The sequence below is a fragment of the uncultured Granulicatella sp. genome (assembly GCF_963516875.1).
GTDB lineage: Bacteria > Bacillota > Bacilli > Lactobacillales > Aerococcaceae > Granulicatella.
In genome coordinates this window covers 128,052-150,266 of record NZ_CAUQCL010000004.1, presented here as the reverse complement: position 1 = coordinate 150,266, position 22,215 = coordinate 128,052, and the positions used below count along the sequence as shown (strand labels likewise).

40 protein-coding genes and 1 other annotated feature are annotated in these 22,215 nt (G+C 35.8%); all 40 genes read right to left on the bottom strand.

Translation table 11 applies throughout. The features are described from left to right. Nucleotides 1-66 precede the first annotated feature (66 nt). Nucleotides 67-453, bottom strand: a complete 387-nt coding sequence (gene rpsK, locus RWM24_RS03280) for a 30S ribosomal protein S11 (RefSeq protein WP_005607440.1) — start codon at nucleotides 451-453, stop codon at nucleotides 67-69. A gap of 27 nt (nucleotides 454-480) precedes the next feature. Continuing rightward, nucleotides 481-846 (bottom strand): 30S ribosomal protein S13, encoded by a 366-nt coding sequence (gene rpsM, locus RWM24_RS03275; RefSeq protein ID WP_006703292.1) that lies wholly within the window; start codon nucleotides 844-846, stop codon nucleotides 481-483. 23 nt (nucleotides 847-869) lie between these two features. After that, nucleotides 870-983 (bottom strand): 50S ribosomal protein L36, encoded by a 114-nt coding sequence (rpmJ, locus tag RWM24_RS03270; RefSeq protein WP_005607444.1) that lies wholly within the window; start codon nucleotides 981-983, stop codon nucleotides 870-872. 35 nt (nucleotides 984-1,018) lie between these two features. Beyond that, nucleotides 1,019-1,237 carry a translation initiation factor IF-1 gene (gene infA, locus RWM24_RS03265; protein WP_005607446.1) on the bottom strand — a complete coding sequence of 73 codons (219 nt, stop codon included), beginning with the start codon at nucleotides 1,235-1,237 and terminating at the stop codon, nucleotides 1,019-1,021. A 112-nt stretch (nucleotides 1,238-1,349) separates the two neighbouring features. Next, a complete protein-coding gene (locus RWM24_RS03260; RefSeq protein ID WP_314111481.1) occupies nucleotides 1,350-2,009 on the bottom strand; it encodes an adenylate kinase in 660 nt (219 codons plus the stop codon). A gap of 68 nt (nucleotides 2,010-2,077) precedes the next feature. After that, nucleotides 2,078-3,376 carry a preprotein translocase subunit SecY gene (gene secY / locus RWM24_RS03255; RefSeq protein ID WP_314111478.1) on the bottom strand — a complete coding sequence of 433 codons (1,299 nt, stop codon included), beginning with the start codon at nucleotides 3,374-3,376 and terminating at the stop codon, nucleotides 2,078-2,080. Continuing rightward, nucleotides 3,376-3,816, bottom strand: a complete 441-nt coding sequence (rplO, locus tag RWM24_RS03250) for a 50S ribosomal protein L15 (protein ID WP_314078323.1) — start codon at nucleotides 3,814-3,816, stop codon at nucleotides 3,376-3,378. The genes secY and rplO overlap by 1 nt, the downstream gene beginning before the upstream one ends. Before the next feature lie 32 nt (nucleotides 3,817-3,848). Then, nucleotides 3,849-4,028: a 50S ribosomal protein L30 gene (rpmD, locus tag RWM24_RS03245; RefSeq protein WP_006703288.1), complete on the bottom strand. Its 180-nt coding sequence runs from the start codon at nucleotides 4,026-4,028 to the stop codon at nucleotides 3,849-3,851. Between the two features lie 13 nt (nucleotides 4,029-4,041). Continuing rightward, the gene (gene rpsE, locus RWM24_RS03240) at nucleotides 4,042-4,542 is read right to left on the bottom strand and encodes a 30S ribosomal protein S5 (protein ID WP_006703287.1); all 501 of its coding nucleotides are present in this window, start codon (nucleotides 4,540-4,542) and stop codon (nucleotides 4,042-4,044) included. A gap of 21 nt (nucleotides 4,543-4,563) precedes the next feature. Then, a complete protein-coding gene (gene rplR / locus RWM24_RS03235) occupies nucleotides 4,564-4,929 on the bottom strand; it encodes a 50S ribosomal protein L18 (RefSeq protein WP_314078319.1) in 366 nt (121 codons plus the stop codon). A gap of 59 nt (nucleotides 4,930-4,988) precedes the next feature. After that, nucleotides 4,989-5,525, bottom strand: a complete 537-nt coding sequence (rplF, locus tag RWM24_RS03230; RefSeq protein WP_314111477.1) for a 50S ribosomal protein L6 — start codon at nucleotides 5,523-5,525, stop codon at nucleotides 4,989-4,991. A 26-nt stretch (nucleotides 5,526-5,551) separates the two neighbouring features. After that, nucleotides 5,552-5,950 carry a 30S ribosomal protein S8 gene (gene rpsH, locus RWM24_RS03225; protein WP_314078314.1) on the bottom strand — a complete coding sequence of 133 codons (399 nt, stop codon included), beginning with the start codon at nucleotides 5,948-5,950 and terminating at the stop codon, nucleotides 5,552-5,554. 32 nt (nucleotides 5,951-5,982) lie between these two features. Beyond that, entirely contained in the window at nucleotides 5,983-6,168 is a 186-nt protein-coding gene (locus RWM24_RS03220) for a type Z 30S ribosomal protein S14 (RefSeq protein ID WP_005607459.1), read from the bottom strand. 26 nt (nucleotides 6,169-6,194) lie between these two features. Next, entirely contained in the window at nucleotides 6,195-6,734 is a 540-nt protein-coding gene (gene rplE / locus RWM24_RS03215; RefSeq protein ID WP_006703283.1) for a 50S ribosomal protein L5, read from the bottom strand. Between the two features lie 24 nt (nucleotides 6,735-6,758). Then, nucleotides 6,759-7,070, bottom strand: coding sequence for a 50S ribosomal protein L24 (gene rplX / locus RWM24_RS03210; protein WP_006703282.1), 312 nt, complete (start codon nucleotides 7,068-7,070; stop codon nucleotides 6,759-6,761). A gap of 30 nt (nucleotides 7,071-7,100) precedes the next feature. Next, on the bottom strand, nucleotides 7,101-7,469 hold the full coding sequence (rplN, locus tag RWM24_RS03205) for a 50S ribosomal protein L14 (protein ID WP_005607465.1): 369 nt from the start codon (nucleotides 7,467-7,469) through the stop codon (nucleotides 7,101-7,103). Between the two features lie 38 nt (nucleotides 7,470-7,507). Then, entirely contained in the window at nucleotides 7,508-7,774 is a 267-nt protein-coding gene (rpsQ, locus tag RWM24_RS03200) for a 30S ribosomal protein S17 (protein WP_006703281.1), read from the bottom strand. A 24-nt stretch (nucleotides 7,775-7,798) separates the two neighbouring features. Further along, nucleotides 7,799-8,005, bottom strand: a complete 207-nt coding sequence (gene rpmC / locus RWM24_RS03195) for a 50S ribosomal protein L29 (protein ID WP_006703280.1) — start codon at nucleotides 8,003-8,005, stop codon at nucleotides 7,799-7,801. Further along, the gene (gene rplP / locus RWM24_RS03190; RefSeq protein ID WP_006703278.1) at nucleotides 7,995-8,429 is read right to left on the bottom strand and encodes a 50S ribosomal protein L16; all 435 of its coding nucleotides are present in this window, start codon (nucleotides 8,427-8,429) and stop codon (nucleotides 7,995-7,997) included. The genes rpmC and rplP overlap by 11 nt, the downstream gene beginning before the upstream one ends. Nucleotides 8,430-8,431: 2 nt before the next feature. Continuing rightward, complete coding sequence (gene rpsC / locus RWM24_RS03185; RefSeq protein ID WP_314078307.1) at nucleotides 8,432-9,094, bottom strand: 30S ribosomal protein S3; 663 nt, start codon at nucleotides 9,092-9,094, stop codon at nucleotides 8,432-8,434. A gap of 3 nt (nucleotides 9,095-9,097) precedes the next feature. Beyond that, nucleotides 9,098-9,454, bottom strand: a complete 357-nt coding sequence (rplV, locus tag RWM24_RS03180; RefSeq protein ID WP_006703275.1) for a 50S ribosomal protein L22 — start codon at nucleotides 9,452-9,454, stop codon at nucleotides 9,098-9,100. Nucleotides 9,455-9,473: 19 nt separating this feature from the next. Next, nucleotides 9,474-9,755 (bottom strand): 30S ribosomal protein S19, encoded by a 282-nt coding sequence (gene rpsS, locus RWM24_RS03175; RefSeq protein ID WP_006703273.1) that lies wholly within the window; start codon nucleotides 9,753-9,755, stop codon nucleotides 9,474-9,476. A gap of 51 nt (nucleotides 9,756-9,806) precedes the next feature. Further along, on the bottom strand, nucleotides 9,807-10,637 hold the full coding sequence (gene rplB / locus RWM24_RS03170; protein WP_314111474.1) for a 50S ribosomal protein L2: 831 nt from the start codon (nucleotides 10,635-10,637) through the stop codon (nucleotides 9,807-9,809). 40 nt (nucleotides 10,638-10,677) lie between these two features. Beyond that, the gene (gene rplW / locus RWM24_RS03165; protein ID WP_006703269.1) at nucleotides 10,678-10,968 is read right to left on the bottom strand and encodes a 50S ribosomal protein L23; all 291 of its coding nucleotides are present in this window, start codon (nucleotides 10,966-10,968) and stop codon (nucleotides 10,678-10,680) included. Further along, the gene (gene rplD, locus RWM24_RS03160; protein WP_314111471.1) at nucleotides 10,968-11,591 is read right to left on the bottom strand and encodes a 50S ribosomal protein L4; all 624 of its coding nucleotides are present in this window, start codon (nucleotides 11,589-11,591) and stop codon (nucleotides 10,968-10,970) included. Before rplD ends, rplW begins: the two co-directional genes overlap by 1 nt. A gap of 26 nt (nucleotides 11,592-11,617) precedes the next feature. Beyond that, nucleotides 11,618-12,250: a 50S ribosomal protein L3 gene (gene rplC / locus RWM24_RS03155; protein WP_314078300.1), complete on the bottom strand. Its 633-nt coding sequence runs from the start codon at nucleotides 12,248-12,250 to the stop codon at nucleotides 11,618-11,620. A gap of 25 nt (nucleotides 12,251-12,275) precedes the next feature. After that, nucleotides 12,276-12,584: a 30S ribosomal protein S10 gene (rpsJ, locus tag RWM24_RS03150; RefSeq protein WP_039849279.1), complete on the bottom strand. Its 309-nt coding sequence runs from the start codon at nucleotides 12,582-12,584 to the stop codon at nucleotides 12,276-12,278. Between the two features lie 380 nt (nucleotides 12,585-12,964). Beyond that, nucleotides 12,965-13,192, bottom strand: coding sequence for a hypothetical protein (locus RWM24_RS03145; RefSeq protein WP_314111468.1), 228 nt, complete (start codon nucleotides 13,190-13,192; stop codon nucleotides 12,965-12,967). 12 nt (nucleotides 13,193-13,204) lie between these two features. Beyond that, complete coding sequence (locus RWM24_RS03140) at nucleotides 13,205-13,456, bottom strand: hypothetical protein (RefSeq protein ID WP_314111465.1); 252 nt, start codon at nucleotides 13,454-13,456, stop codon at nucleotides 13,205-13,207. A 12-nt stretch (nucleotides 13,457-13,468) separates the two neighbouring features. Further along, nucleotides 13,469-13,660 (bottom strand): hypothetical protein, encoded by a 192-nt coding sequence (locus RWM24_RS03135; protein WP_314111462.1) that lies wholly within the window; start codon nucleotides 13,658-13,660, stop codon nucleotides 13,469-13,471. A gap of 141 nt (nucleotides 13,661-13,801) precedes the next feature. Further along, complete coding sequence (locus RWM24_RS03130; RefSeq protein WP_314111459.1) at nucleotides 13,802-14,800, bottom strand: 2-hydroxyacid dehydrogenase; 999 nt, start codon at nucleotides 14,798-14,800, stop codon at nucleotides 13,802-13,804. A gap of 90 nt (nucleotides 14,801-14,890) precedes the next feature. Then, nucleotides 14,891-15,928: an AEC family transporter gene (locus RWM24_RS03125; protein ID WP_314111456.1), complete on the bottom strand. Its 1,038-nt coding sequence runs from the start codon at nucleotides 15,926-15,928 to the stop codon at nucleotides 14,891-14,893. Between the two features lie 169 nt (nucleotides 15,929-16,097). Continuing rightward, nucleotides 16,098-16,415, bottom strand: coding sequence for a hypothetical protein (locus tag RWM24_RS03120; RefSeq protein ID WP_314111453.1), 318 nt, complete (start codon nucleotides 16,413-16,415; stop codon nucleotides 16,098-16,100). A gap of 11 nt (nucleotides 16,416-16,426) precedes the next feature. Then, a complete protein-coding gene (locus tag RWM24_RS03115; RefSeq protein WP_314111450.1) occupies nucleotides 16,427-16,957 on the bottom strand; it encodes an NUDIX hydrolase in 531 nt (176 codons plus the stop codon). A gap of 96 nt (nucleotides 16,958-17,053) precedes the next feature. Continuing rightward, a complete protein-coding gene (locus RWM24_RS03110; RefSeq protein WP_314111518.1) occupies nucleotides 17,054-18,325 on the bottom strand; it encodes a nucleobase:cation symporter-2 family protein in 1,272 nt (423 codons plus the stop codon). Next, complete coding sequence (locus tag RWM24_RS03105) at nucleotides 18,322-18,903, bottom strand: xanthine phosphoribosyltransferase (RefSeq protein ID WP_314111447.1); 582 nt, start codon at nucleotides 18,901-18,903, stop codon at nucleotides 18,322-18,324. Before RWM24_RS03105 ends, RWM24_RS03110 begins: the two co-directional genes overlap by 4 nt. A gap of 260 nt (nucleotides 18,904-19,163) precedes the next feature. After that, nucleotides 19,164-19,532 carry a 50S ribosomal protein L7/L12 gene (gene rplL, locus RWM24_RS03100; RefSeq protein ID WP_006703256.1) on the bottom strand — a complete coding sequence of 123 codons (369 nt, stop codon included), beginning with the start codon at nucleotides 19,530-19,532 and terminating at the stop codon, nucleotides 19,164-19,166. Between the two features lie 60 nt (nucleotides 19,533-19,592). Further along, a complete protein-coding gene (gene rplJ / locus RWM24_RS03095; protein ID WP_006703255.1) occupies nucleotides 19,593-20,096 on the bottom strand; it encodes a 50S ribosomal protein L10 in 504 nt (167 codons plus the stop codon). 28 nt (nucleotides 20,097-20,124) lie between these two features. Beyond that, nucleotides 20,125-20,244, bottom strand: a sequence feature (ribosomal protein L10 leader region). A 61-nt stretch (nucleotides 20,245-20,305) separates the two neighbouring features. Continuing rightward, the gene (locus RWM24_RS03090; protein WP_314111444.1) at nucleotides 20,306-21,328 is read right to left on the bottom strand and encodes a lipoate--protein ligase; all 1,023 of its coding nucleotides are present in this window, start codon (nucleotides 21,326-21,328) and stop codon (nucleotides 20,306-20,308) included. Then, complete coding sequence (locus RWM24_RS03085) at nucleotides 21,315-22,187, bottom strand: NAD-dependent deacetylase (protein WP_314111516.1); 873 nt, start codon at nucleotides 22,185-22,187, stop codon at nucleotides 21,315-21,317. Before RWM24_RS03085 ends, RWM24_RS03090 begins: the two co-directional genes overlap by 14 nt. Between the last annotated feature and the right edge of the window lie 28 nt (nucleotides 22,188-22,215).

Genomic DNA, 22,215 nt, shown 5'->3' with positions numbered 1-22,215 from the left:
ATTTACCCCTTTCAAAACGTACGTACAATGTGCGATTGTCCAACAAAATTCAACAATAACAATCCATTACACACGACGGCGTTTTGGAGGACGACATCCATTATGAGGGATTGGTGTTACGTCACGAATTGCTGTAACTTCTAAACCAGTAGCTTGTAATGAACGAATTGCAGCTTCACGACCTGAACCAGGACCTTTAACTGAAACTTCAACTGTTTTCATACCATGCTCCATTGAACCTTTCGCAGCAGATTCAGCAGCCATTTGAGCAGCAAATGGTGTTGATTTTTTAGAACCTTTAAATCCTAAAGCACCTGCAGAAGACCATGAAACAGCATTTCCATGTACATCTGTAATCATAACAATTGTATTATTAAATGTTGAACGGATGTGAGCAACACCAGATTCAATATTCTTTTTCACGCGGCGTTTGCGTACAACTTTCTTTGCCATGAAGAATTAACCTCCTTCTTCTCTAAATTATTTTTTCTTACCTGCAATAGCCTTAGCTGGGCCTTTACGAGTACGAGCATTGTTTTTAGTATTTTGACCACGAACTGGTAAACCACGACGATGGCGAACACCACGATATGAACCAATTTCCATCAAACGTTTGATGTTTAAGTTCACTTCACGACGTAAGTCACCTTCAATTTTTAGTTTATCCACTTCTGCACGGATACGGTCTAATTCATCATTTGATAAATCACGAACACGAGTATCTTCACTTACATTAGCAGCTGCTAATACTTGTTTAGAAGTCGTAACACCGATACCGTAGATATAGGTTAAAGAAATAACAACACGTTTTTCACGTGGAATATCCACACCTGCAATACGAGCCATACTTTTAAGTACCTCCTTATAAATTATCCTTGACGTTGTTTATGTTTGGGATTTTGACAAATCACCATAACTTTACCATTGCGTTTAATTACTTTACATTTTTCGCAAATTGGTTTTACTGATGCTCTAACTTTCATTTAAGTTCCCTCCTTTATATCATTAACGGAGTCCATTATTTAAAGCGATATGTGATTCTTCCGCGCGTTAAATCGTAAGGTGATAATTCAACCGTTACTTTATCGCCCGGTAAAATCTTAATATAGTGCATCCGGATTTTACCAGATACATGCGCTAAAACCTCATGACCATTTTCAAGTTCGACCTTGAACATCGCATTTGGTAATGTTTCATTAACAATACCTTCAATTTCAATTACGTCTTCCTTTGCCATGCTTCATCCTCCTCACTTTTAAAAAGTTGTTACGGATTTTACTGACGGACTTCTACCGTTATCTAACTTTCTAATTATACCATTTCAGCTACAATAAATGCAAGATAACAGGTTAAGCTTGGTGCGGTTCGCCCATAATTGATTGAATTGTGTTAAACAAATGATCAATCCCGCTTTCACCATCTACATTATGTAAAACTTCTTTTGCATTGTAGTAGTTTAAGATTGGTTTTGATTGTTCAATATTAATTTGAATACGATTTTCAACAGTTTCAGGTTTGTCATCTTCACGTTGGTAGAAATCGTGTTCTCCACAACGATCACATGTGCCTTCTACTTTAGTTGGTTTATTGATTTTGTGATAAGTAGCTCCACAGTTTCTGCAAATGAAACGTCCTGTTAAACGTTGCATTAAAATTTCTGGATTTACATCAATATTGATAACTGCATCAATTTTACGACCTAATTCATCCATAATTTTATCAAGTGCTTCAGCTTGAGCTTGTGTTCTTGGAAAACCATCCAATAAAAATCCGTTTTTAGTATCGTCTGCTTGTAAACGTTCCTTAACAATTCCGTTAGTAACTTCATCAGGAACTAATTCACCTTTGTCCATAAAAGATTTAGCTTTTAGTCCTAACTCTGTTCCTTGTTGCATTGCTGCACGGAACATATCACCAGTTGAAATATGTGGAATGTTATAAGTAGCAACAATTTTTTCTGCTTGAGTTCCTTTACCTGCTCCAGGTAAGCCCATTAAAATAATATTCATAATATCTCCTTTACATTGTAGATGAAGAAAAGACAAAACATTCAAAAATATTTTGTCAATCTTCCTCATTACTCTTGGATAAACCCTTTATATTTACGTTTAATTGCTCGGCCTTCAATTTGACGGCTAATTTCAAGTGCAACCCCAACTACGATTAGTAAGTTTGTTCCACCTAACATTAAACCACGTGGTAGATTCCACAAAGCTGCAGCAACCATAGGTAATAATGAAATACCACCTAGGTAAAGGGCTCCGACTGTACTCAATCTTAAAAGCATTCCAGAAATATAATGTTCTGTGTCTTTACCAGGTCTTACACTTAAGATGTAACCACCTTGTTTTTGTAAGTTTTCCGCAACTTTTTCAGGGTTAACTTGTACAAATGCATAGAAGTATGTAAATACTACTATTAAAAAGATATATAAACTTGCACCTGCTGGTTTTTGGTAATCAAATATATTTGTTGCAACTTGATACCAACTTTCCTCACTGTATTGACCATGAACAGCACTTAATACAGTTTGAGGTAATGCTATAAACGAACTTGCAAAAATTACTGGAATAACCCCTGCAGAGTTGATCTTCAATGGTAACCATGAAGCTTCGCTTGCTCCTGTTGGACGTTTAGAGTATGAAATCGGCAAGCGACGTTGCGCTTGTTCAATATATACTACTAACATAACCACTAAAAGTATTGCAACTGCTAAAGCAGCTGTAAACCCATAAGCACGATACAACTCTTCATCGACTTTTCCGTGTAATTGATTAACATAAAATTCATAAATATCATGTGGCATACGAGCTACAATCCCTGCAAAGATTATAATAGAAACCCCATTACTAATTCCATTTACAGTAATCATATCTCCTAGCCATGTTACAAACATTGTACCTGCTGTTAAAACTAAAGCAATCAACAAGTATGTTGAAATGCCAGGATTATTAATTAATCCATAGTTTGCATACGCATTGAAACCAAATGAAATCGCAAATGCTTGGAAAAATCCAATTACGATTGTTAAATAGCGAGTAGCGGTATTTAATTTACGTCGACCAACTTCCCCTTGTTTAGACCATTCTACGAATGTAGGAAGAATATCCATTTGTAATAATTGAACTACGATTGACGCAGTGATGTAAGGAGAAACTCCCATCGAAAAGATGGAAAAGTTAGACAATGCCCCACCACTAAATGTATTTAAAATACCAAAGAAACCCGACGATGCAAATGATTCAATAGCTGATGCATTAACACCAGGAACTGTAATATGCGTCCCAATTCTAAATACGACTAATACCATTAATGTATATAATAGACGTTGTCTAATATCTTTTGTTGTGATCGCATTTTTAAGTAGAGAGAACATTAAATCACCTCTACAGTTCCACCTGCAGCTTCAATTGCTTCTTTTGCTGCTTGAGAGAATTTATTTGCTTTAACAGTTAACTTACGTTCAAGTTTTCCGTTTGCTAATACTTTGATACCGTCTTTTTCGTTTTTAACGATACCTGCCTCAACTAGTACAGCAGCAGTCACTTCTTGTCCATCTTCAAAACGGTTTAATGTTTCTAGATTTACGACTGCATATTCTTTACGATTAATATTTTGGAAACCACGTTTTGGTAAACGACGGAATAATGGAGTTTGTCCACCTTCGAATCCTAATCTAACGCCACCGCCTGAACGAGCTTTTTGACCTTTGCTTCCACGTCCTGCAGTTTTTCCGTTTCCTGAACCTTGACCTCTACCAACACGGTTACGTTCTTTACGTGAACCAGCTGCTGGTTGTAATTCATGAAGTTTCATGTTTCGGGCACCTCCTCTTATAAGTTGATTAATTAAACTTCCTCAACATCCACTAGATGTGATACTGTGTTAACCATGCCTTTGATAGCATCGTTAGCTGGTTTTACAACTGTTGAACGAATTTTTGTTAAGCCTAATGCTTTACAAGTATCAATTTGGTTTTGAGGACGTCCAATCAAGCTTTTCTTTAAAGTGATCTTTAATTCTGCCATTTTCTATGTCCTCCTATCCTAATAATTCTTCAACTGATTTGCCACGTAATGCAGCAACATCTTCAACACGTTTTAATTGTTTCAAACCTTCGATTGTAGCACGAACCATGTTTACAGGTGTGTTTGAACCTAAAGATTTTGAAGTTACATCAGCGATACCTGCTAATTCAACAACGGCACGAACTGGTCCACCTGCGGCAACTCCTGAACCGGCTTGAGCTGGTTTTAGTAATACATTACCACCGCAGAAACGTCCGATAACTTCGTGAGGAATTGTAGAACCACTTGTAGGTACTTCAATTAAGTTTTTCTTAGCATCTTCGATTGCTTTACGGATTGCTTCTGGAACTTCTTGAGCTTTACCAGTACCGAATCCAACATGTCCATTACGGTCACCAACTACAACTAAAGCAGCAAAACGTAAACGACGTCCACCTTTAACAACTTTTGTTACGCGGTTAATCGCAACTACACGATCTTCTAATTCTAAGTTTCTTGCATCAATATTAACCATGAATTGTGGGTCCTCCTTTTCCTAGAATACTAGTCCATTTTCACGTGCAGATTCAGCTAATGCTTTTACACGTCCATGGTATAAATATCCACCACGGTCAAAGACTACTTTCTTAATATTTTTTTCAAGTCCACGTTCTGCAATTAATTTACCAACTGCAACAGCTTCCTCAGTTTTTGTTCCATTTTCTACATTTGTATCTAAAGTAGAGGCACTTGCTAGCGTCACACCCGCTACGTCATCAATTAGTTGAGCGTAGATGTTTTTGTTAGAACGAAAAACGTTCAAGCGTGGGCACTCAGCAGTACCAGAAATTTTGCGACGAACACGTGCGTGACGGTTTTGACGCACTTTATTTTTGTCTGGTTTTGTAATCACAATTTTCACCTCTTATAATATATTTTTATGCGACTAATAGCGCAACAAAAGGTAAATAATTACGAAAATTATTTACCTGTTTTACCTTCTTTACGACGTACAAACTCGTCAACGTAACGAATACCTTTACCTTTATATGGTTCTGGTGGACGTACGCCACGAATGTTAGCAGCTAATTCGCCAACTTTTTGTTTGTCATAACCTTTAACGATTACTTTAGTATTTGAAGGAACTTCGATTTCTAATCCTTCTTCTGGAGTGAATTCCACTGGATGAGAATATCCAACGTTTAATACAAGATTTTTACCTTGTAATTGAGCACGATACCCAACCCCGATTAATTCCAATTCTCTTTGGAATCCTTCAGTAACACCAACAACCATGTTGTTGAATACTGCGCGAGTTGTTCCGTGGATTGTTTTGTTTTCTTTTGAGTCATCTGGACGAGTGAAAACAACTTCACCTTCATTTTGAACTAATGTGATATTTTGGTTGAATGTATATGATAATTCACCTTTTGGACCTTTAACAGTTACTGTATTGTCCTTTAAGTCGATTGTTACGCCTGCTGGGATAACAACTGGTTTATTTCCGATACGGCTCACTTGGCTGCACCTCCTTGTTTTCTAGATTACCAAACGTATGCTAGAACTTCTCCACCTACGTTTTTAGCTCTTGCTTCTTTATCTGTAATAACACCTTCAGATGTTGATACGATTGCGATACCTAAACCGTTTAATACTTTAGGAACTTCGCCTGTTTTAGCGTACACACGTAAACCAGGTTTTGAAATACGTTTCAATCCTGTGATTACACGTTCGTTATTTTTTCCATATTTCAAGAATACTTTGATGACACCTTGCTTACCATCTTCTTCAACAGTGAAGTCTTTAATAAATCCTTCAGATTTTAAGATGTTAGCAATAGCCACTTTAATATTTGATGACGGAACTTCTAAAGATTCGTGACGAACCATGTTCGCATTACGAATACGAGTTAAGAAATCCGCGATTGGATCTGTCATAACCATTAATGAGTACCTCCTTTATCAAGTAGTAATGATTACCAACTTGCTTTCTTCATTCCTGGGATTTGCCCTTTATAGGCAAGCTCACGTAAACAAATACGGCAAAGTTTGAATTTACGATAAACTGAATGTGGTCGACCACAACGTTCACAACGAGTATATTCTTGTGTTGAATATTTTTTTGGACGTTTGTTCTTTGCGATCATTGATTTTTTAGCCAAACTACTCGCCTCCTGTGAGTTTTATTTTATTTTTGGAAAGGCATTCCAAGTTGAGTTAATAATTCTTTAGCTTCTTCATCTGATTTAGCAGTAGTTACGATAACGATATCCATACCACGTACTTTGTCTACGCGATCGTAGTCAATTTCAGGGAAGATTAATTGTTCTTTCACACCTAAAGTGTAGTTTCCACGTCCGTCAAATGATTTTTTAGAGATTCCACGGAAGTCACGTACACGAGGTAATGAAACTGTTACTAATTTATCTAAGAAATCATACATACGTTCGCCACGTAAAGTAACTTTAGTACCGATAGGCATACCTTCACGTAAACGGAAACCAGCGATTGATTTTTTAGCTGTAGTAACAACTGGTTTTTGACCAGAAATTAATGTTAATTCTTCAACTGCTTTTTCTAAGTTTTTAGCATTTGATGTAGCATCACCAACACCCATGTTGATAACGATTTTTTCTACTTTAGGCACTTCCATAATTGATTTGTAGTTAAACTTTTCCATTAAAGAAGCTACCACTTCGTTTTTGTATTTTGCATTTAAGCGATTCATGCAGGATGGTCCTCCTTCCTAAAATTACTTATCTAGTACTTCACCTGTGCGTTTAGACACACGAACTTTTTTACCATTTTCAACCTTGTAGCTAACACGTGTAGCTGCACCTGTTGAAGGGTCAATTAGCATTACGTTTGAAACATGAATTGGTGCTTCCATTTCAACTACGCCGCCTGTTTGGTTAGCTTGAGATGGTTTTTGATGTTTCTTAACAATGTTTACACCTTCAACAAGAACTCGGTTTTGTTTTGGAAAACTTTTTAGGATTACTCCTTCTTTTCCTTTGTATTTACCTGAGATTACTTTAACTTTATCACCAGTTTTTACGTGCATGTGTTACACCTCCTTCGATTTTGATGAGAATTATAATACTTCTGGAGCTAATGAAACGATCTTCATATAGTTGTTATCACGTAATTCACGTGCAACTGGTCCAAAGATACGTGTTCCACGAGGGCTCTTATCATCACGAATGATTACACATGCGTTTTCGTCGAATTTAATGTAAGAACCGTCTTTACGACGAGCTCCTGATTTCGTACGAACGATTACAGCTTTAACAACGTCACCTTTTTTAACAACCCCACCTGGTGTTGCTTGTTTAACAGATGCAACGATTACGTCACCGATGTTAGCTGTTTTGCGGCCAGATCCGCCTAGAACTCTAATTGTCAATACTTCACGAGCGCCTGAGTTGTCAGCCACTTTTAAACGAGTTTCTGTTTGAATCACTATTGGTTCCTCCTTTCAAATGTATACACAATTTGAAATTAAATAATTACTGCTTCTTCAACAATCTCAACTAAACGGAAACGTTTTGTTGCTGACAATGGACGAGTTTCCATGATCTTAACAATATCACCGATTTTAGCTGAGTTATTTTCATCATGAGCTACAAATTTTTTCGTATATTTAACGCGTTTTCCGTAAGTTTTGTGACGTTTGTAAGTTTCAATTGCAACTACAATAGTCTTTTCCATCTTATCTGAAACAACGCGACCTTGATACACTTTACGTTGGTTACGTTCTACAGTCATGTTCATTGCCTCCTTTGCTGATGATTATTTTTGCAATTCTTCTTGACGCAATGCAGTCTTGATACGCGCAATTTGTTTACGTACTTCACGAATGCGTGCTGTACCTTCTAATTGACCAGTAGCAAGTTGGAATCGTAAGTTGAATAGTTCTTGTTTTAATTCTTTTTCTTTTTCAACAAGTTCAGCAGTGGATAACCCTTTAAGTTCTTTTCTAAGTGCATTAACCTTCATTCGATTCACCACCATTTTCTTCGCGTTTCACAAATTTTGTTTTAACTGGCAATTTGTGTGATGCCAAACGTAAAGCTTCACGAGCTACTTCTTCTGAAACTCCAGCAATTTCAAACATGATTTTACCACGTTTAACTGGTGCTACCCAACCTTCAGGTGCCCCTTTACCAGAACCCATACGTACCCCGATAGCTTTAGCTGTGTAAGATTTGTGAGGGAAAATTTTAATCCATACTTTCCCACCACGTTTCATATAACGAGTCATTGCAATACGAGCTGCTTCGATTTGACGGTTTGTAATCCAGTGAGATTCTGTTGCTTGTAAACCGTATGTACCGAATACTACTTCTTTACCACCTTTAGCTTCCCCGCGCATTTTACCACGGAACTCACGACGGTGTTTTACACGTTTTGGTACTAACATGTTTATTTCCCTCCTTTCTCAGAGTTGTTGTTCTTTCTTGTTGGTAATACTTCATCACGGTAAATCCAAGTTTTAACACCTAATTTTCCGTATGTTGTATCTGCTTCTTCCCAAGCGTAGTCAATATCTGCACGTAATGTGTGTAATGGAACAGTTCCTTCAGAATAGCTTTCTGAACGAGCGATATCTGCACCGTTTAAACGACCTGATACCATTGTTTTAATTCCTTTAGCACCTGCACGCATTGTACGTTGGATTGCTTGTTTTTGTGCACGACGGAAAGCGATACGACGTTCTAAGTCATTTGCAATTCCTTCAGCAACTAATTTTGCATCTAAATCAGGTTTTTTAATTTCCACGATATTGATGTGTACTTTTTTACCTGTTAATTTATTTAAGTTTGTACGTAATTTATCAACTTCAGATCCACCTTTACCGATAACCATACCTGGTTTTGCAGTGTGGATTGAAACATTAACACGGTTAGCTGCACGTTCAACTTCAATTGTTGAAACGCTAGCGTCGCTTAATTGTTTACGGATATAATCACGGATTTTTAAATCTTCATGCAAGAATTCTGCGAAATCTTTTTCTGCGTACCATTTTGAATCCCAGTCACGGATGATTCCGACACGCATTCCAATTGGATGAATTTTTTGACCCACTGATTATCCCTCCTTCTTCTCTGATACCACTACAGTGATGTGGCTTGTGCGTTTTAAGATTTGTGAAGCTGAACCTTTAGCACGTGGACGGAAACGTTTCATTGTTGGTCCTTCGTTCACGTATGCTTCGCTTACATATAAGTTTTCAACATCTAAGTCGAAATTGTGTTCAGCATTTGCGATTGCAGACATCAATACTTTTTCTACGATTGGTGAAGCTGCACGTGGTGTGAATTTCAAGATTGAAATTGCATCACCGATTTTTTTACCTCTAATTAGATCGACAACAAGACGAGCTTTACGAGGCGCAATACGAACTGTTTTAGCAACTGCTTTTGCAGATGTGATTTGTTCTGACATAGTTTAAGTCCTCCCCTCGTTATTTACGTTTACTCTTCTTATCATCATTTGCATGACCACGGTATGTTCTTGTTGGTGCGAATTCACCAAGTTTGTGTCCTACCATGTCTTCTTGAATATAAACTGGAACATGTTTTCTGCCGTCATATACAGCAATTGTTTGTCCAACAAAGTTTGGGAAAATTGTTGAACGACGAGACCAAGTTTTGATCACTACTTTTTTGTCGCTTCCTTGAGCTGCTTCAACCTTTTTCATCAAATGTTCATCGACGAAAGGTCCTTTTTTCAAACTACGACCCATTATGGAAATCCTCCTTCCAAAATTTTAATAGAATCAGATTTGTTTTAATAATTATTTTTTACGACCACGAACAATAAGTTTGTTTGAACGAGCTTTCTTGCTGCGAGTCTTGTATCCAAGAGCTGGTTTACCCCATGGAGATACTGGTGTTGGACGTCCGATTGGAGCACGACCTTCACCACCACCGTGTGGGTGATCGTTAGGGTTCATTACAGATCCACGAACTTCTGGACGTTTACGTTTCCAACGAGCACGACCAGCTTTACCAATGTTAATTAATTCATGTTGTTCATTACCAACAGTACCGATTGTTGCACGGCAAGTTGCTAAGATCATACGAACTTCACCTGAGTTCAAACGAACTAAAGTGTATTTACCTTCTTGACCAAGTACTTGAGCACTTGTACCAGCTGAACGAACTAATTGTCCGCCTTTACCTGGTTTTGTTTCAATGTTATGGATAACAGTACCGACTGGAATGTTTCCTAAAGGTAAAGCATTACCTACTTTAATATCAGCGTTAACGCCTGATTCGATACGTTGTCCTACTTGTAAACCTTTTGGAGCAATGATATATGCTTTCACACCATCAACATAGTGAATTAAAGCAATGTTTGCTGAACGGTTTGGATCGTACTCGATTGAGTGAACAACTCCTTCAACGTTATCTTTGTTACGTTTGAAGTCAATCACACGATAAGCACGTTTGTGTCCGCCACCTTGGTGACGTACTGTGATTTTACCTTGGCTGTTACGACCAGCGTTGTTTTTTGATGATTCTAACAAAGTTTTTTCTGGTGTTGACTTTGTAATTTCGCTGAAATCATAACCTGTCATATTACGACGGCCGTTTGAGGTTGGATTATATTTTTTAATCGCCACGTCTAATTCCTCCTATATAATAGTAGTTTTGCTTCGAAGATTATGCTTCTTCAGCGAAGATTTGAATATCTTTTGAGTCTTTTGTAAGCTTCACGATTGCTTTACGACGTTTGTTTGTGTAACCAGCATAGCGGCCAACACGTTTGAATTTAGCACGTACATTTAAGATGTTAACTTTTTCTACTTTAACACCAAAAATTTCTTCTACGGCTTGACGTACTTCGATTTTGTTTGCGCGTACGTCTACTTCGAAAGTGTATTTCTTTTCGTCAGTAGCAAGCATTGAAGCTTCAGTAATGATTGGGCGTTTGATTACGTCACGTGCATCCATTATTGAAGTCCCTCCTCTACTTTAGAAAGAGCAGCTTGTGTTAATACTAATTTATCGTTGTTTACAACATCTAAAACAGTAACTTGTGTTTCGTCAACAATTGTTACGTTTGGAATGTTACGTGCAGCTAATTGTGCAAATTCGTTTGAAGATTCAACAACTACTAACACTTTTGTGTCAACTTTTAAGTTAGCTAATACTTGTGCAAACTCTTTTGTTTTTGGTGCGTCGAATTGTAATGCTTCCACTACAACAAGCTTTTGATCTAATACTTTTTGTGATAATACTGATTTAATCGCTAAGCGACGTACTTTTCTTGGTAATTTGTAACTATATGAACGAGGTGTTGGTCCGAATACAATACCTCCGCCACGCCATTGTGGTGAACGGATTGATCCTTGACGAGCACGACCAGTTCCTTTTTGGCGCCATGGTTTACGGCCGCCTCCGCTTACTGCACTACGGTTTTTAACTGCGTGAGTTCCTTGACGTAATGAAGCGCGTTGCATGATTACTGCGTCGAATACTACATTTTCATTTGGTTCAATTCCGAAGATATCTGAGTTTAACTCAATTTCTCCATTTGTTGTTCCATCTTGTTTGTATAATGTAACTTTTGTCATTCTCTCGTTCCTCCTTCCTTACTGAATTATTTTGATTTAATAGCTGTTTTAATTTCTACTAATGATTTTTTAGATCCTGGTACATTACCTTTGATTAAGATAACGTTACGTTCTGCATCAACTTTAACCACTTCAAGATTTTGAATAGTGATACGGTTGCCACCCATTTGTCCAGGTAATGCTTTACCTTTGAATACACGTGATGGGAATGATGCTCCACCCATTGAACCAGGACGACGGTGGTAACGAGAACCGTGAGCCATTGGTCCACGAGATTGACCATGACGTTTAATCGCACCTTGGAAACCTTTCCCTTTAGATGTTCCTGTTACGTCAACGATGTCACCTGCTTTAAATACATCCACAGTGATTTCTTGTCCTACTTCGTACTCGCTAAGCTCGACATTGTTGAATTCACGAATGAAGCGCTTAGGAGTAGCATTTGCTTTTGCTACATGACCTTTTGCAGGGCGATTTGATAAAACTTCACGTAAGTCGTCGAAACCTAATTGAACAGCTTCGTAACCGTCGTTTTCGATTGTTTTTAATTGAAGAACAACGTTTGGAGTTACTTCTACAACTGTTACAGGAATAAGTTCACCTGATTCTGTAAAGTATTGAGTCATCCCTACTTTTTTGCCTAAGATTCCTTTGGTCATGGTTACACCTCCATTTTTCTATAAATTATAATTTGATTTCGATGTCAACGCCACTTGGTAAATCAAGTTTCATTAAGGCATCAACAGTTTTTGGTGTTGGATTGACAATGTCAATCAAACGTTTGTGAGTACGCATTTCAAATTGTTCGCGAGAATCTTTATATTTATGAGTCGCACGAATAACTGTATATAGCGATCTTTCTGTAGGCAATGGAATTGGACCAGCTACGCTAGCACCAGTTCTTTTTGCTGTTTCTACGATTTTTTCCGCTGATTGATCAAGCGCACGGTGTTCGTAAGCTTTCAAACGGATACGGATTTTTTGTTTTGCCATTTTCTTTCCTCCTTCGTCTAATGTTGTCATAAGACTAGCTCCACGCGAATTTCCGACGTTTCCCTTCCGTGGCAAAGCGTCCGGGTGTGTCGCAACCTCTCGTTTCATAGCTACCCCTGTTTCCTTTTCAGGGGTGTCATTAGCGGACATACTTATCCCCTGTGACACTTTTAATAGTATACATGTTTACCAAAAAAAATGCAAGCTTTTTTTGTTGATTTATCAATCTTTTTTTATACAAACGCCTCCGTGTGTTTCATTTTGAAACTAAAACCTCTAGAACCATTGTTATAACAACGATTCTAGAGGTTTTTCTTAACCTTTTAGATTTTATGAAAACCAATACAATTTTTTCTCTTAAAAAATTTATTCTAAAATATTTATTTTTTCTTTTTTTCAATAACTGCTGTTACTACGAATAAGAAAAAAATCGTGAACAGTGAGATTGAATAGGTAACATTAAACTCTTCTCCAAACGAATGTTTAAAGTACAACACATTAAACAATTTCATCAAAACTGGAATAATATTGATAACAATCGCTGCAGCCCAAATTGTTCTCCCTGTAACATTCACTTGTTTTTCTTTACTATTCTCATCTTTTCTCATTATTATCCCTCCTTAATCTTCTGCCATTTTTTCTCTTTCACATTTCTCTTTTTCAATATTAGCTGTCACTGCGAATAAAAAGAAAGTTGGAAACAGTGACATGAAATAAGTATAATCAAACTCTTCTCCAAATGGACGTTTAAAATAAAATACATTAAATAGTTTAATCAAAATTAGGATTACATTGATAATGAGTACCGCTGCCCAAATTGTTCTCCCTGTAACATTCACTTGTTTTTCTTTACCATTCACATCTTTTCTCATTGTTATTCCTCCTTAAACTTCTTCTGAGATGACGCCTAACAGGATCGGAATGAACAGTACAAACTTTTCTCCCGTTACGTATTCAACGACTGATTCTCCACCAACGAATACTTTCACCATTAATATCGTTAACACTGCAACATAAAACCAGAATAAGTTTTTAAATATTTTTTTCATTTTGTTATTTTCTTTTACTTCTGTCATTCCAATCACTTCCTTTACGTTTTTACATGTTTAGTATACCCAATTCTCCCCTTATCGTTTAGTGCCTAAAGTCACTACTTACCATGACTAAAGTCATTAAAAAAACACTCTAAGCATTTCACCTAGAGTGTTCTTTCTCAATTAACATTGAATATCAAATTTACATTGACCTTTTTCTTCGTATTCTTTAATATTTTCGAAACTTGTTTCAATCATGTTTAATACAGCTTCATCTGTGTAACTCCCCATGTGAGGAGTAACTAATACACGAGGATATAAGTCTACTAATTTTGCAACTGCAGGATCTTCGATTGTTTGACCTTGTAAATCTTTAAAGAATACTGCACTTTCTCCTTCTAATACATCTAAACCTACACCTGATAAGTGACCAGATTCAACCGCTTCAATAATAGCGTCAACATCTTGTAACTCACCACGAGCTGTGTTTACTAAGATTGCACCTTTTTTCATTTTGCTAATAAAGTCTTTTGTAATCACTTTTCCGTTTGCTGGAATGTATGGCGCATGAATACTAATGACATCTGAATTCGCTAATAATTCATCTAAAGATACTTGAGTACAAATATCTTCTACTCCTTCTTTAGGGAATGCATCATATGCTAAAACTTTAGCACCTAATCCTTTGAATAAGCTTGCTGTTGTTAAACCAATACGGCCAATCCCTACTACACCAACTGTACAGTTACGAATTTCTTTAGCAAACATTTGTGCATCTACACGGAAATCTTGTTTGCTTGTTTTTGAAACTGTATAAGCAACATTTCTTAATAAAGTCATTGCTAATGTTACTGCTAATTCACTAATCGCATTTGGTGAATAGAATGGAACATATCCTAATTTAAATCCTAATTCACGTGCGTAAGGTGCATCAATGTGGTTTACCCCTACTGTACGTGTAATAACATATTTTACACCTAATTCTTTATAAATATCTAAGTTTTCTTTATTTGCCCAGCAATTTCCACGTAAAATAACTGCTTGACAACCTTCTGCTAATCGTGCTGTTTCTTCTGAATTTAAATATTCAGGAGTTGTTACTAATTCATAACCAAATTTTTCATTCACTGCTTCGAAAATTGGTTTTTCTACATCACGAACTCCGTATGCTAATACTTTCATTTTCTTCCTCCAATATTGAAATAGAAAAGTAAGCCCCAATTACACGAGCCTACTTTTCCATCCCAAAAATTTTATTTAATTTAATCTAGATTATAGACCTTTTAAAATAACTGAGCCTACTACAATCCAGAATACTACTGCTGCAACACTTAATACTGTTGCTAATAATGACGCATTACTTGCTAAAACTGCTTCACGATCATATTTAATTGCATAAGCTACTGCTACTGTTGCAGGTGGTGTTGCAAGCATAATAATAATTCCCATCGCAGCTTCATAACCCATTGGTAAGAATGGACGTACCGCAAAAATAATTGCTACGAAAATAGCTGGAACTGCTAATAATTTAACAATACTGTAGAACCATACTGCACGTTCTTTTACAGCATCACCTAAAGAAATATTTCCTAATGTAATCCCGATTGCTAACCAAGCTAATGGTGAACTTAAATCAGCTAAATAAGAAATAGCTTTGAATAACCATGGAGCTGTTTTATCGATACGTAAGAAAGCTACCATAATTTCTTTATCTTTTTCCATTACAGCAACTTGTGGTAATGATCCTTGGAATACCCAGATTAATAACCCTGCAAAAGTTGCAATTACGATAATATTTCCAAAAATTAATTTTAAGTTTTTCTTTTCGAATTTCATACCACCCATACGAATTAATCCATATGAATATAAGTATACACGATAAGCTAAGTTGAAAATATTCGCATATAATGTACCAGTTGCTCCTAGTAATCCGTTAATAATTGGAATACCGAAGAATGTTGTTGAACCGAATGTTGTTAAAACAGAAAGAGTCGTTTTACGATCACCTTTCTCTTTCATGAAGAACAATTCTCCTAAACCAATTAAAATAACATATGCAATAAAACCAAAGATAAATACATTTAACCCTGTTGTAAATGTTTCTTGTTTGATATCTTGCATAAATGCTTTAAACGCTAATGCAGGAATCGCAACCGTTAAAACTAAGTTACTAATGACTTTCCCACTATTCGCATCAACAATTCCCTTTTTACGGATAATATATCCCACTAAAATGATAGAAATTGTTGAAAAGATTGCTGCCACAAATGTTGGCGCTGTTAAAACTTTTAGAATTTCAGCTGTAGACATCTAAAAATTAACCCCTTTTCTATTGATATATTTATGTACTCTTGCACATACCCCAGTATTTTACCATATCTTTCATTTCATTTGCAAAACATTTTCTTGGTGTGAAAACATTAATTCGTCATGAAAAACATTTCATTCAAATGATAAAATTGCATATCAAACTTAACTTCTATTTCTCTGTACAAATTCGAATTTCTGGTTGTTCTGGAGATGCCTTTAATAGTACTGCCAACAAATCCGCACTACTTATAGCAGCTACCACTTGATTACCCCATTCAACAAAATAATAGTGCCATACCTTTAGCGGTTCTACCTCAAAAACTCTTGCAACTATCTTTCCTAATGAGGATAGATTCTCTTTCACTTCACTTAAATTATCATTTTGTAAAGCTTCTAATAAAATTTTGAATTCAGCAGAAGATACACGAATCTGATTCACATTCAATATATGCGTTAATGCTTTAAAACTATAAAAAGACTGTTCCAATCTTAATCCTCCTATTTGTGTTCATCTAACCATTGTTTGGCTACTTTCAAAATTGGCAACTCCCGATTGGTTAACAATCTTCCAAGTTTTTTGTCTGTTTGTTGTTCATACAATTTTACCGCTTCTTCATAACTAAGCGTTAATACCTTCATGTTAAAATCATTTTTTTCATAATCTAGTAATTCTTGCTCTCCACGACTCTTCACTTTACACAAATAATAATGATTGATATTATGACGATTCAATGCGTGATAATAGTCACTCACAATTCCAATTTTACATAGCAGTTCACTTTCGATGCCTAATTCTTCCTTAACTTCTCGTAAAACTGCCTCTTCAGCATTTTCACTTTCTTCTATACCACCACCGGCAGTTTCGATATAAGTTCCGCATCCAAATAAATCATCTCTAGTAATTTGAACAAAATAAAATTGTTCCAAATCGTCTACAACAATCGCTCTTGCACAATGACGATCTTTTTGTTCACCTGCTCTTTCCCATTCCTTATCTTCTAATTCTAAGTAAAATTGTAAATCTTTCATCTATCTCCCTCCATTCTCAATCATTATTATATAACTTTTTTATTTTAAAATAAAAAGAGAGGATCTAGAAGATCCCCTCACTCAATAATTTGTTCATTAATTCAATGCTTTTTTCTTACGATTTAAAACTGTATTTAAGAAAATTGCCATTACACTAGCAACTACAATCCCATTTGAGAAGAACATTTGGAAAGCAGTTGGCATGCTAATAAATAAGTTACTATTATTAAAACCAACACCCATACTAATTGAAATTGCTGCAATTAAGAAGTTATGTTCATTATTCGCAAAATCTACTGTTGACAAGACTTGCATTCCTTGAAGAGATACAAAACCAAACATTACAACCATTGCACCACCAATGACAGGACTTGGAATAATTTGAGCTAATGCGCCAAATTTTGGTAATAAACCTAGTACAATTAAAAATGCTGCAGCATAGTAAATTGGAAGACGATTTTTAACACCTGAAATTTTTACTAATCCAACATTTTGAGAAAAACCTGTATATGGGAATGTATTGAATACTCCTCCTAATAATACTGCCATCCCTTCTGCACGTAGACCATTACGAAGACGAGTTGCATCAATAGTTTCACCTGTAATATTTGAAAGTGCCATATAAACACCAGTTGATTCTACCATTGAAACTGTTGCAATAATACACATCATCGCAATAGAAGAAAATTCAAACGTTGGCATTCCAAAATAGAATAAAGATGGAACATGCACCACTGATGCTTCTCTTACAGGAGTAAAGTCTACTAATCCCATGCTAGCTGCAATAGCTGTACCAGCAATTAATCCAATTAAAATAGAAATTGATTTAATAAATCCTTTTGTAAAAATGTTAATTAAAAGAATAATTACAACTGTAATAGTTGCTAATAATAAGCTTTGAGAAGTTGGTTCTGGAGAGTTATTTCCCATATTACCAATTGCTACTGGAATTAATGTTAAACCAATAGTAGTAATTACAGAACCTGTTACGATTGATGGGAAGTAGTTTGCTAATTTAGAAAAAATACCTGAAACTAAAATAACATAAATCCCTGAAACAATTAATGCACCAAACATGGCACCACTACCATGACTTTTACCAATAATAATTAATGGAGCAACAGATTGGAACGCTACCCCTAATACGATTGGAAGACCTACTCCAAAGTGTTTGTTTAATTGAAGTTGTAATAATGTAGCAACCCCACACATAAAAATATCTGTAGAAATTAAATAAGTTAATTGTTCACTAGAATACCCTAAAGCTGTGGCAATCATTAGAGGAACAAGAATAGAACCTGAATACATTGCTAATAAATGTTGTAATCCTAAAAGTGCTGCTTGCGAGTGTTTTTGTTGTTGCATTATAAATCTGCCTCCTTAAAAATTACTTTACCATTTTCAAAACGTTCAATTCGAGCAAGTGATAATACTGGATAACCAGCTTCTTCAATCAATCCACGACCATCTTGGAATGATTTTTCAATCACGATTCCAACAGCCTCCACTTTTGCTCCTGATTGTTCAATAATTTCAATTAAACCTTTAGCAGCTTGACCATTTGCCAAGAAATCATCAATAATCAGAACTTTATCATCAGAAGATAAATATTTACCTGCTATTGAAACTGTATTACTAATTTGTTTGGTAAAGGAATAAACTTCAGCAGTTAATACTCCTTCATTCATTGTAATGTTCTTTGATTTTTTTGCAAAAATCATTGGGACATTCAATTTATCGGCAACATAAATCGCCGGAGCAATTCCTGACGCTTCAATTGTCACAACTTTTGTAATTCCCGCATTGGCAAATTTTTCTGCAAAAACTTCACCAATTTCATGCATTAGACGAAGATCTACTTGGTGTGTTAAAAACGAATCCACTTTAAGGATATTTTCACCTAAAACATGACCATCTTTTAAAATACGTTCTTCTAGTAATTTCATAAGTCCTCCTATAATCAAAATAGTTTTCTTACTTCCTCACAATCCCTTATCCCAAATAAACAGAATTCAAAACCATACATTTTATACGCTGTTCATTCGGAATATCTGTATTTTAATACTATAGCTTTATAAAATCAATAGTTTTTCATGAATTAATTATTCAAATACGAACGTTTTACAATTATAAATCTTCGATTATACATTTTTAAATACAAAAAAGGTCGGACATACTCGTCCGACCTCTAAATAGTCATTAAAAATTATTTTAATGTTACAGAAGCTCCAACTTCTTCTAATTGAGCTTTTAATGCTTCTGCTTCTTCTTTAGCAACGCCTTCTTTTAAGATTCCAGGTGCGCCATCAACTAAAGCTTTAGCTTCTTTTAATCCTAAACCAGTAGCTTCACGAACAACTTTAATTACTTTAATTTTGTTGTCGCCTGCAGATGTTAATTCTACATCGAAGTCTGATTTTTCTTCAGCAGCTTCACCAGCGCCACCAGCTACTACAGCTACAGGAGCTGCTGCTGTTACGCCAAATTCTTCTTCGATTGCTTTTACTAAGTCGTTTAATTCTAATACAGTTGCTTCTTTAATGTCAGCAATGATTTGTTCAATGTTTAATGCCATTTTAAAATTCCTCCATTTTGGTTCATTATTTTTTATTATTTTTTGATTAGCTAGCTAGCTTTAAGCAGCTGCGCCATCTTTTTGATCTGCAACGGCTTTGAATGCCAATGCAGTGTTGCGAACTGGTGCTTGTAATACTGATAATAGCATTGATAGTAAGCCTTCGCGGTTTGGTAATTTTGCAAGAGCTTCGATTTCTTCTTTAGAAGAAACTTTACCTTCGATTACACCTGCTTTAATTTCTAAAGCTTCAACTTTTTTAGCAAAGTCAGCTAAGATTTTAGCAGGAGCTACTACGTCATCGTTACTGAAAGCTACAGCTGATGGTCCTTTGAAAATGTCATCCATTCCTTCTAAACCAGCTTCTTTAGCTGCACGTGATAAGATGCTGTTTTTTACAACTGCAAATTGTACACCTGCGTTACGTAATTCTGTACGTAAGTTTGTTGCTTGTTCTACTGTAATTCCTAAATAATCCACAACTACAACAGATGTTGCGTTTTTGAATTGTTCAGCAACTTCAGAAACTTGTTGCGCTTTTTTAGCAATAATTGCTTCACTCATCTTCGTGTTTCACCTCCTGAATTTTAGGTAGGGCATAAAAAAATCTCTATGCCCACAAAGACATAGAGAAATAAGATCAACTTGTTCTCCCTCGGTAGGATATTAAGGCTACGCCTCCTACTGTCTTCGGTCGCATTCAACTAGGAAATAGTTTACAGGAACAAAAAGTCCTTGTCAACTATTTTTTTGCATTTTTGAATATTTTTTGCTTACTCTCCTAAAATTAGTTTTGTAAGTTCTTCAGAAGTCACAGCTCCAAAATATTCTGTTAACTCAAATGTATCCAGCACAGCTTTAATATCTTCTTCTACCATACGAACGCCAATCAATTGAGTTTCTACATCTTGAATTTCTCGTTTAGAGAAGAAATCTCCACGAATACTACATTTTGTAATTCTTCCTTGTTCTACTTCTAAGTATACTTGAATCGTTCCTGCTGCAAATCTTCCATCACGGTAGTCGCTATATTGTGGAGATTCTCCATAATTCCAGTCCCAATTTTTATACTTTTTAGTCGTCAGATCATCAATAGCTTTCCAGTCTTCTTCCGTTAATACATAACGTTTAGCTTCATCAATCGAATTAATTCCTAATAACTTACAAGTCATTAAGTTTTTAAACTCATCAATGGTAATTTCTTGATATTCTGGTGCTAAATGCGGACGAATTGAACCTACTCTTGCTCTTGTAGATTGAATTCCTTTTGATTGTAGTTTCTTTTTATTTGGATTTAAAACTTTTTCCATTGCATCATAATCAACATCTAATAGTAAAGAATATCCTCCATAAACACGTCCATTACTAATCGTCATTGCAGCTCCAGAAACTTTCTTCCCATCAATCGTTAAGTCATTTCTACCAGTTTGTTCCACTCCAGTTGCCCCTAACTCATGCAGCGCTTGAATCGCCGGAGCATATGTTCTCTTGAAATCTCCAAACACTCCATTATCTTGAATTAAATAACAAACATTCACAGCACCTGAATCTACATATACGGCACCACCACCCGTATCTCTTCTAACGACTTGAATATGATGTTCTTTTAAATATTGTTCATTCACTTCTGCAACTGTATTTTGGAATTTACCTATTTCCACTTTTGGATCACAGTAATAAGGGAATAAAATATCATCATCTAAAAATACATTTTGTTGCACATATACTTGCATTGCAAGAGCTACTGCTCCGTCCGTAACATACTTTCCATTTCTAATTGGTTCAATCAAATACATAAAGCTTTCCTTCTTCCTTTAATAATTGATGTGTTTTGTGTATTAATGTTGCAATATTTTCTGATAATAGTAAGGTGCGATTTCGAATGGCTAAAGGCACTCGATAATGTTTATGATTCATACTTACATAAACTGCATTTGGATTTTCTGTAACTTTCTTTTGGAATGGCGTTTTAATAAATTGTGGTGTTGTAAATCCAATCCCAATTTCTAAATAAACAACTTTTCCTGTTTCATATCGCTTTAAAAAGGCATCATAACGTGCTTTTTGCGCAAAGAAATCTGCAGATTCAACCATTCCTTTTTCCGCATTACGCTTATTAATCTCTAATGGCGCACCACATTCTGGACAAAACGGAATTAATTCATACGGGACTTTCATATCTTTTTGTTGAGCAATCATTTCCCGAATTAGCTCATCTTTTCGATAAGTTTGCGGATGACAATGTTGGCTACATTGTAATAGTCCGTATTCTCCTTGAATATGAAATACTTTCTCCATATCAAATCCTGCTACTTCAAAGGCATTATCTGCATTCGTTGTAATAATATGATACGGTTTTGTTTCAAGCATTTCTTTCAAATCTACATAAGCTGCTCCCACTGGTTGGTCTAAATAGTTCAATGCAATAAAACGACTTTGGAAAGACCAGTACTCTTCCCAACTTGCAAATTGAAATAAACTTGCTTGCAACATATCTAATAATTGATACTTTTCAATAAAATCTGGAAAAGCTGACTCAAAACGTTCCCCAATATAAGTGAACCCATCCGCAGCAGACATTCCTGCACCAATTCCTACAACAATTGCATCTGCTTCTTCAAATAAACTTTTTAATTGTTGCGCTTGACTTTCCATCTCTTGTATCGGTGTAATCCACTCCACT